An 8,667-nucleotide genomic window follows, 5' to 3' on the forward strand; every position below is an offset into this window, starting at 1 on the left:
GCCCACGCGCGCCATCGGCCTGCGCCCGCCAGACTGGGGCGCCAGCGTGCGCGTGCTGCCCGGCCCCGAGCACGACGACTTCGCCGAAGGCTTCTGGGACGCCGACTGGCGTGTCACGCCGCAAAGCAACCGCATGGGCTATCGCCTGGCCGGCCCCACCCTCGTGCGCACACGCGGCAAGGAGCTGGCCTCACACGGCGTGCTGCCCGGCGTCATCCAGGTGCCGCCATCGGGCCAGCCCATCGTGCTGCTGGCCGATGCGCAGACGACGGGCGGGTATCCGAAGATCGGCATCGTCATCCGCGCCGACCTGTGGAAGCTGGCACAGCTGCGCCTGGGCGCGACGCTGCGTTTCATGCCCTGCACGCACGACGAAGCCATCGCCGCATTGCGGGCGCAAGGGCGAAGGCTGGACGAACTGAGGGGAGCGCTGTGAATGTCGACCTGAATGCCGACCTCGGTGAGGGCGCGGCCGATGACGCCGAGCTGCTGGCCCTGGTCAGCTCGGCCAACATCGCCTGCGGTTGGCATGCCGGCAATGCGCGGCTGATGCAGGCCACCGTGAGCGCGGCACTGGCTCGGGGCGTGGCCATCGGCGCCCACCCGAGCTACCCCGACCGCGAGAACTTCGGTCGCAGCGAGATGCGGCTCGCACCCGCAGATGTGCATGCCGACTTGGTCTACCAGATCGGCGCATTGGACGCCCTGGTGCGCGCGGCCGGCGGCAGGCTGCATCACGTCAAACCGCATGGCGCCCTCTACAACCAGGCGGCGCGCGACCCGGCGCTGGCCGATGCCGTCGTTGCAGCGGTGCGTGCGGTGGACCCCGGCCTCGCCGTGTACGGCCTTGCCGGTGGCGAGCTGCTGCGCGCCGCCGAACGGGCTGGGCTGCGCGGCGCGGCCGAAGTCTTTGCCGACCGCGGCTACCGCGCCGACGGCAGCCTGGTGCCGCGCAGCCAGCCGGGGGCGCATGTGAACGACGTGGCGCTGGCCGTCGCAAGGACATTGCGCATGGTGCGCGAGGGCGTCGTGCAAGCCGTGACCGGCGAGACCGTGCCGCTGCAGGCGCAGACCCTCTGCCTGCATGGCGACGGCCCGCACGCCCTCGCCTTTGCCCGCGCTATCCATGCCGCGTTGACGGCGGCCGGCATCGGGCTGCGGTCCTGATGGTGGTGCGGGACCTGTTCGGGGTCGACGCAGCCACGCAGCGACCGCGCGGCGTTCAACCGGCAGTGCCGCTGGCCGCGGACATCGCCCTCGCCGCGGCGCTGTCGCCGCACATCCATCTCGGCACCTCGACCTGGAGCTACCCGGGCTGGCAGGGCCAGGTCTGGGCCGGCAGGCACAGCGAGCAGACGCTGTCCAAGACCGGTCTCACCGCCTACGCGGCGCACCCGCTGCTGCGCGCCGTCGGCATCGACCGCGGTTTCTACCGGCCGCTGGCCGCCAGTGAGTTCGAGCGCCATGCCCGGCAGGTGCCCACGGGCTTTCGCTTCACCGTCAAGGCGCCCAGCCTGGTGACGGATGCGCTGCTGCGCAACGAGGACGGCCGTGGGCAGGCGCTGAACCCGCTGTTCCTGGACCCCACGCTCACGCTGCAGGATTTCATCGCACCGGCCTACGAGGGCCTGGGGCCGCACATCGGTGCGCTGGTCTTGCAGATCAGCCCCCTGCCCGGCCCGCTGCTGGCGCGCATGGGCGAGCAGTTCGACAAGTTGCATGCGCTGCTGCTGGCTTGCCCCAAGCCGCCGGCCGGCGTCATCGCGGTGGAGGTGCGCGATGCGGCCTGGCTGACGCCCGACCTGGTCGCCCTGCTGCGCGACACCGGCGCGCGCTACTGCGTCGGCCTGCATCCCAAGTTGCCACCGCTGCAGGCGCAATTGCCGCTGCTGCGTGCGCTGTGGCCGGGGCCGCTGGTGGTGCGCTGGAACCTGAACCGGCTGCACGGCGCCTACGGCTATGAAGCGGCCGACAAGCGCTACGGCGAGTTCAACGAACTGCTGGATCCCGACGTCGAGACCCGCACCGAGTTGGCCCGCATCATCGGCGGCACCGCCGGCGCCGGGCAGGACGCCTTCGTCACGATCTCGAACCAGGCCGAAGGCTCCGCGCCGCTGAGCGTGCGGGCGCTGGCCCAGGCCATCGTCGGGCCATGAATCCGCGCCGGGCTGTCAGTCCTCGGTCGCCGGGCTGGTGGCGCGCCTGGCCGAGCGTTTGACGGGCTGCGCGGCCGGCGGATTGCCGCCTTCGGCTTCCCAACGGCTGACGTCGTCGCTGTGACGCTTGCCGTCGTCCCGTGCGCGGCGCAGTTGCTGGCCGTGGCTGAGGCGCTGCACCAGCTTCATGGCCAGGGCGGAAGTTGCGACAAGGGCGATGGCGGTTTTGATGAACATGTGGATCTCCATGGCGAGGTTGGCTGATGCTCGCTTCTGCGCGCGCCTGCACCCGTCGGCCGGCCGCTTCCTGCCGTGTAGGAACGGGCCTCAGAGCAGACGGCCGCTCAGCCGTGCAGCTTTGCCCGCCCGTCAGCACGAAGGGGTGCTGACGGGCGTCGGCGCGGCCCCATCTCAACCCACGCGCCTCGTCATCCGGCCGCAGCGCAAGGAAGAGCTTGCGGCCGGTCACCGACTCAGTTGGTGGCAGAGGACGCCGCGTCGGCCGCGCGCCTGGCTGCGTCATCGAGGGCGCCCTGCACCTGTTGCCCCACCGCCTGCGGCGCCGGCAGCGCCGCACTGGCTGCCGGGGCGCCGGCCGGCGGCTTCAAGGCCGTGGCCTGCTTCTTGACGAGGGACAACACGATGGCCGCGACGATGACGAGGCCGAGGAGGCTGAAGGCTGCGCGCATGTAAAGGCTCCGGCAAGTCGGTCCAGCTTAACGCGCCAAGCAGGGCTTGCAGACGGCGGCGCGCTGCTGGCTGACGACGAGTTCGCCTGCCGGCGCCGGCTGCAGCTTGAACCGCCCCTTCCCACCGACCCCGTCGAGGCCCCGCCCGGCAAGCTCTGCAAACGGCTGAGGGCCTGCCGCGCGGTCGTCGGCGTGGGCAAGCTGAGCAAGCTGGAGGTCACCCCGGGCTGCGAAGTCGCCATCAGCACCGAACTCGGCGCGTGGTCACACCGTCCTTGACCTGTCGCAACGGCCCAGCGCGGGTCCTGATGCAAATTGGGACACCATTGGCCGCTGCGCCGATCGCTCGGGTCGTCCATGCCCCACTCGACATCTCATGCAAGCTGCTGCGCCGGCCTGCGGCAGACCCTGCTGCAGGGCTGGCAGCAGGACTTTCCACTGCATGCATCGCCCTTCCGGCAGATGGCCGCGCGCAGCGGCGCCACGCCACGCGAGTTGCTGCGCCTGTGCCAGCAGCTGCATCGCAGCGGCGCGCTGCAGGTCATCCGGCCCTGTTGGGGCGAAGGGTTGCTCCGCCAGCGCTGGCGGCTGGCCTTTGACGCCGGCGCGATGGGCGCGCAGCTGAGCGCCGCGCTCGCGGCCCTGCCCGGCTGCGCGCAGGTCGAGCGCGCGCAGCCGCAGACCGGCATGCCGACGCTGTGGGCCGAGGTCGAGGCGCTGGACGAAGCCGCCCTGGACCGCCAGCTGCGACGCCTGCCCGTGCAGCCCGTGGCGCGCCTGCAGCTGCCGTCAGCGGCGCCGGATGCCCTGCCGTGCGACGACCCGCCGCTGGCCGAACGACTCGAAGCGGGCCTGGACCTGTGTTCGCGGCCCTTCGCCCAGTGCGCGCGGCGGCTCGGCTGCAGCGAGTGCAAGTTGCTGGCCAAGCTTCAAGCCTGGCGGCGCGGCCACCAGCTCGCCGGCCTGGCGCTGAAGCCGCCGCCCACCGGCGTGCCGCGGGCGGGCCTGTTGGCACTGTGGCTGAGCGCCGAGCCCACGGCCGACAACCTGGCGTTGTTGCGGGCGCACAGCTGCGTCGAGCGCGTCATCAGCACGCCCGCTACGCCAGCCTGGACGTGGCGGCTGAGCGTGCTGCTGCGCGCCGCACCGCGGCTGGCACAGGACCAGCTGCGCGAGATCGCCGCCCAGGCGGGCTTGGCGCAGCCCGACCACTGCGCGTTGCTGCAGATCGAGCAGCCGCGGGATCAGCCGCTGCTGTTCCTCACCAGCGACGGCGTGCCAAACGCGGCCTGAACCGCGGGGCCCGCAGGCCACCAAGGCATCGCTTCAAGCGGGGCTGCCGAGCGGGATGCCCGGCGTCAGCAGGCGCTCCAGCAACTGGCGCACGCTGGCGATCTGGGCGCCAAAGGGCAGCTCGCCGCGACCGCGGAAGAACAGCCCCTTGCCGGCCTCACCGCGCATCGCGGCGCCCAGCCGCTGGTCGATGCAGAACTGGCCCCAGTCCTTGAGACCGTCGCGCAGGCCGCACTGGCTCAGGCAGTCGAACGCCATCGTGCAGCGCTGCTTGAGCTGAGCGACGGACTGCAGCCGCGCCTCGGCCTTCAGGTATTTGCTCAGCCAGGGCGTCAGCACCGCGCGCGCCGGCAGGCCGGCGACGCTGGTGAACTCCACCAGGTCCTCGTCGCGGGCCCGGGCCAGCACCTGCTTGAAGCCCGGGTCGGCATCGCATTCCGCGGTCGTCGCGAAGGCGGTGCCGAGCTGGGCCGCGTCGGCACCGAGGGCCTGCAGGCGTTGCACGTCCTCGCAACGGCGCACGCCGCCGGCGGCGATCAGCGCCACCTGGCCCTCCACGCCGGCATCGCGGATCTGCTGGCGCACGGCGGGCAGCACGGTCTCGAAGTCGAAGCGCGGGTCACCCAGGTCGGCCACGCGCGCCGCGCCCAGGTGGCCGCCGGCCAGGGCGGGGTGTTCAATGATGATGGCGCTGGGGATGCGCTTGCGGCGCTCCCACTTGCGCCACAGCAGCGCCACGCCGCGGGCATCCGACAGGATGGGCACCAGCGCCGTGCCGGGGTGGTCCTGGGCCAGCTCGGGCAGGTCCAGCGGCAGGCCGGCGCCGACCACCAGGGCATCGGCGCCCTGCTGCAGCGCGGTGCGCACCGAGGCGGCGTAGTCGCTGACCGCGCGCATCACATTGACGGCGATCAGACCGCGCCCGCCGGCGAGCTGGCGCGCCAGGCCGATCTCGCGCGCCAGGGCTTCCTGGTTGGCCTGTTCGATGACGGCCTTCTTCTCGGGCCCGTCGCGCAGGCCCTCGCTGCGCGCCATCAGGTCGGCATGGTGGCGGCGCAGGTCCACCGAGGCGATGGTGCCCCAGGCGCCCTGCGCGGCCACGCTGCCGGCCAGGCGGTGGGCCGAGATGCCCACCCCCATGCCGCCCTGCACGATGGGCAGCAGCTGGCGGCCGGCCAGCCGCAGGGGGCGCAGGCCGGCGGCGGCCATGCGATCGAGGAGCGAGGGAGGGGTCATGGCAGGCGCTGGGTGGGTGGGCGATGGCGGCGATGCTGGGACCGAGCGAGCGGCCGCGCTTTGACGCCGTGCAAACTGGGTCGATCTAACCGCCGAGCACGTGCATGTCGGCACGCTGCGGCCGCAGCGCTCGCAGGCGCTCGCGCTGCTCGGAATAGGCATCGCTGCGGCCGGCCCAGATCTCGGCCAGGCGCTGGCGCAGCAGGGTCTCGCTGCTGTCGGCCGCGCGCAGCAGTGGCCGCAGGTCATGGCCGTGCGCCGCGAACAGGCAGGTGTAGAGCTGGCCCTCGGCCGTCAGCCGGGCGCGCGTGCAGTCGCCGCAGAAGGCATGGCTGACGCTGCTGATGAAGCCGATCTCGCCGCCGCCGTCGGCATAGCGCCAGCGCTCGGCCGTCTCGCCGCCACGCGTGGCCGGCAGCGGCTGCAGCGGCCAGCGCGCGGCGATGCGCGCGCGCAGCTCGGCGCTGGGCAACACCTCGTCGAGCTTCCAGCCGTTGTGGCAGCCGGCGTCCATGAATTCGATGAAGCGCAGCACCACGCCCCGGCCATGGGTGGCACGAAAATGCTCGGCCAGCGGCAACGCCTCGCCGTCGTTGACGCCGCGGCGCACCACCATGTTGACCTTGATGCGCTCGAAGCCGGCGCGCTGCGCCACCTCCAGCCCGCGCAGCACCTCGGCCACGGGGAAGCCGACATCGTTCATGCGCTGGAAGACGGCATCGTCGAGCGCATCAAGGCTGACCGTCAGGCGGTTCAGGCCGGCGTCGCGCAGCGCCTGGGCCTGGCCGGCCAGCAGGCTGCCGTTGGTCGTCAGCGCCAGGTCGGGCGGCGTGCCGTCCAGGGTGCGCAGACGGCTGAGCTGACCGATCAGCCGGGGCAGGTCGCGGCGCAACAGCGGCTCGCCGCCGGTCAGGCGCAGCGTGCGCACGCCCAGGGCCAGCGCCTGGCGGGCCACCTGGGCAATCTCCTCGAAGTTGAGCAGCCGCGCCTGCGGCAGGAAGCGGTGGCCGGGGCCGAAGCGGCTGCGCGGCATGCAGTAGCTGCAGCGGAAGTTGCATCGGTCGGTCAGCGAGATGCGCAGGTCACGCCAGGGGCGCTGGCGGCGGTCGCGCAGGTTGCCGTCCAGCGGCAACGGCTGGGCCGGCGCAGCGCCAACGCGGGGCATCCAGAGCAAGGGGGCGGTCCGCGCATCCATGGTCGGCATTCTGGTGAGCTGCCGCCGGCCGGCCCATCCCGCCGTGGCAGGAGGCGGGCCGGGCCGGCCTAGTTCATTCGGCCGACCCCCGCCTCCTCCGCCTGCCGCGCACGCCGTGCGGGGGGTGGGTTAGCGTGGCGGTCATGAACATCGAGCATTTCAACGACCTGCTGGCCATCGCCCGTGCCCAGCCCGAGCCTCAGCGTTTGCTGATGGTCTTCACCACGGCCGAGTGCGAGCCCGACGCCACCCCCGCGCAGCGCGCGGCCCATGCCGCCGGCGCTGGCGGCGTGCTGCGCCCGCTGATGTGTGTGGACAAGGACCCGGCCGAGCTGAGCGACTTCGACGCCCTGGCCGCCGAGGCGCGCCATGCCGGCCCGGCCTGGCAGCTGTTGTTCACCGCCGCGCTGGCCGGCCGCACGACCAGCAGCGAGATCCAGCGCATGCTCGATCTGCTGGTCAAGCACGTGGAAAGCGGCGAGTTCGGCGGACTGCTGCCGTTCAATCCGGCCGGTGAGGTCGTGCTGATCGGCTAGAGCCCGACCACGACATGATCACCGGCACCCGACCTGTGGACGAGCTGCCGCTGGTCTACGCCTGCTCGGGCTGTTCCAGCGCGGCGCAGTTGGCCAACCACCTGGCCGTGCGCCTGGACCGCGCCGGCGCCGCCGAGATGTCTTGCATCGCCGGCGTGGGTGGCGGCGTCAAGGCGCTGGTGCGTACGGCGCAGCGCGGCGCCGCGAGCGGCCGTCACATCCTCGCCATCGAAGGCTGCCCGCTTGCCTGCGTGCGCGCCTGCCTGGCCCGCGCGGGCGTGGTTGCGGGCACCGAGCTGCGCCTGCACGAGCACGGCGTGCGCAAGGTGCAACACGGCGATTTCGACCCGGTCCAGGCCGAGGCCCTGCTCGCGCATTGCCGCGGGCTGCTCACGCCCCCGACTGCAGGCCCGGCCTGATTGCGCGCGCCTCCCGCCGGCAGCGGATTGCTTGAAGTCAATCAAGGCGAGGCGATGGCTTCGGGCATGGACAGGCGCCGCACCGCCTGCACGAAGCGCTGCAGCGTGGGCGAGCGCGCACCGGGCGCGAGCTGCACGTCGATGAGCTGGAAGCGGCCGCGCCTGGCCAGGGCCTGGCGCAGCGCGGCGCCGAGCTGGGCACGCGTCTGCACTGCATGACCGTCGCCGCCCATGCCGCCCGCCATGGCGGCAAAGTCCCAGCTGCCCAGGTCGTGGAAGCCGCCCTCGGGCATGAAGCTGCGCAGCATTTCCCAGCCGCCGTTGTTGAAGACGATGACGATGGGGTCCAGTCCGAGGCGGGCAGCATGGCCGACCTCCCAGCCCGTCATCTGGAAAGCGCCGTCGCCGACCAGGATCAACGGCCGCTGACCGCTGGCGCGCTGCAGGCCCAGGCCGGCCGGCACGCCGTAGCCCATGGTCGCGTAGTAGCCCGGCGCCAGCAGGGCCGTGGGCCGCACGGCCATGGCGGTGAACAGGCAGTCGCCGACGTCGCAGGCGATGGGCATGGCGCCGTGGCGGGCGAAGACGTCGTTGATGGCGCGGGCGATGTCGGCCGGCTCGACCGGCGCGTCGTCCTCCACCAGCCCTTGTGGATAGGCCGGCGGCGCCGGCGGCGCGGCCACGGCCGTGCGCGGCAGCGAGCAGCGTTCCAGCAGCGCGTCGACCAGCGCAACCAGCGGCAGCTCGGCGTAGACGTGGTGGCCGACGCTGACTTCGGCGTCATAGGCCACCAGCGCATGGCGGAAGTCGATGCGCCGTGCCGACACGGCGAAGTTGGTGTCCGACACGATGACGCCGAGCAGCAGCAGCGCGTCCGAACTCTCGACGCGCCGGCTCAGCTCGGGGTCGCCGGCCAGGCCGAGATAGGTGCCGGCCAGGTCCAGGCCACTGTCCGCCAGCAGGCCACGGCCCATGAAGCTGGTCAGCACAGGCAGGCCCAGGCGCCGCGCCAGCTCGGCCACCCGCGCCTCCAGGCCATAACGCCGCACTTCCACGCCCACCACCAGCAGCGGGTCGCGCGCCGCGCGCAGTCGCGCCAGCAGCTCGTCGGCACAGGCCGCCACGCGCTCGGGGTCCCAGTGC

10 protein-coding genes and 1 pseudogene are annotated in these 8,667 nt (G+C 72.7%); 6 read left to right on the forward strand and 5 right to left on the reverse strand.

Annotation, left to right across the window (positions count from 1 at the left end):
- The 3 genes and pseudogenes from ACT6S0_RS24760 to ACT6S0_RS24770 form a co-directional block, all read left to right on the forward strand.
- A pseudogene (locus ACT6S0_RS24760) lies at positions 1 to 436 on the forward strand (allophanate hydrolase); the annotation flags it as partial.
- Positions 433 to 1,167 (forward strand): 5-oxoprolinase subunit PxpA, encoded by a 735-nt coding sequence (gene pxpA, locus ACT6S0_RS24765; protein WP_444766424.1) that lies wholly within the window; start codon positions 433 to 435, stop codon positions 1,165 to 1,167. The pseudogene ACT6S0_RS24760 and the gene pxpA, both read left to right, overlap by 4 nt.
- Positions 1,167 to 2,156 carry a DUF72 domain-containing protein gene (locus ACT6S0_RS24770; RefSeq protein WP_444766425.1) on the forward strand — a complete coding sequence of 330 codons (990 nt, stop codon included), beginning with the start codon at positions 1,167 to 1,169 and terminating at the stop codon, positions 2,154 to 2,156. The genes pxpA and ACT6S0_RS24770 overlap by 1 nt, the downstream gene beginning before the upstream one ends.
- A gap of 15 nt (positions 2,157 to 2,171) precedes the next feature.
- Here ACT6S0_RS24770 and ACT6S0_RS24775 read toward each other — a convergent pair whose 3' ends face one another.
- Positions 2,172 to 2,393 carry a hypothetical protein gene (locus tag ACT6S0_RS24775; RefSeq protein WP_444766426.1) on the reverse strand — a complete coding sequence of 74 codons (222 nt, stop codon included), beginning with the start codon at positions 2,391 to 2,393 and terminating at the stop codon, positions 2,172 to 2,174.
- A 236-nt stretch (positions 2,394 to 2,629) separates the two neighbouring features.
- Positions 2,630 to 2,845: a hypothetical protein gene (locus ACT6S0_RS24780; protein ID WP_444766427.1), complete on the reverse strand. Its 216-nt coding sequence runs from the start codon at positions 2,843 to 2,845 to the stop codon at positions 2,630 to 2,632.
- Positions 2,846 to 3,202: 357 nt separating this feature from the next.
- Between ACT6S0_RS24780 and ACT6S0_RS24785 the strand changes: the two genes are divergently transcribed.
- A complete protein-coding gene (locus ACT6S0_RS24785; protein WP_444766428.1) occupies positions 3,203 to 4,138 on the forward strand; it encodes a hypothetical protein in 936 nt (311 codons plus the stop codon).
- 33 nt (positions 4,139 to 4,171) lie between these two features.
- Here the strand turns inward: ACT6S0_RS24785 and ACT6S0_RS24790 are convergent, their stop codons facing one another.
- Positions 4,172 to 5,374, reverse strand: a complete 1,203-nt coding sequence (locus ACT6S0_RS24790; RefSeq protein ID WP_444766429.1) for an NAD(P)H-dependent flavin oxidoreductase — start codon at positions 5,372 to 5,374, stop codon at positions 4,172 to 4,174.
- Positions 5,375 to 5,459: 85 nt separating this feature from the next.
- The gene (moaA, locus tag ACT6S0_RS24795; RefSeq protein WP_444766430.1) at positions 5,460 to 6,569 is read right to left on the reverse strand and encodes a GTP 3',8-cyclase MoaA; all 1,110 of its coding nucleotides are present in this window, start codon (positions 6,567 to 6,569) and stop codon (positions 5,460 to 5,462) included.
- 143 nt (positions 6,570 to 6,712) lie between these two features.
- Here moaA and ACT6S0_RS24800 point away from each other — a divergent pair, with 143 nt between their 5' ends.
- Positions 6,713 to 7,105 (forward strand): ribonucleotide reductase subunit alpha, encoded by a 393-nt coding sequence (locus tag ACT6S0_RS24800; RefSeq protein WP_444766431.1) that lies wholly within the window; start codon positions 6,713 to 6,715, stop codon positions 7,103 to 7,105.
- Positions 7,106 to 7,119: 14 nt separating this feature from the next.
- Entirely contained in the window at positions 7,120 to 7,524 is a 405-nt protein-coding gene (locus tag ACT6S0_RS24805) for a putative zinc-binding protein (RefSeq protein ID WP_444766432.1), read from the forward strand.
- 41 nt (positions 7,525 to 7,565) lie between these two features.
- On the opposite strand, the gene ACT6S0_RS24810 is transcribed toward ACT6S0_RS24805, so the two are convergent.
- A partial coding sequence (locus tag ACT6S0_RS24810; RefSeq protein ID WP_444766433.1) for a thiamine pyrophosphate-dependent enzyme occupies positions 7,566 to 8,667 on the reverse strand: 1,102 nt, incomplete at its 5' end.

It is taken from the genome of Roseateles sp. (assembly GCF_052436255.1).
Classification (GTDB): Bacteria; Pseudomonadota; Gammaproteobacteria; order Burkholderiales; family Burkholderiaceae_C; genus Pelomonas.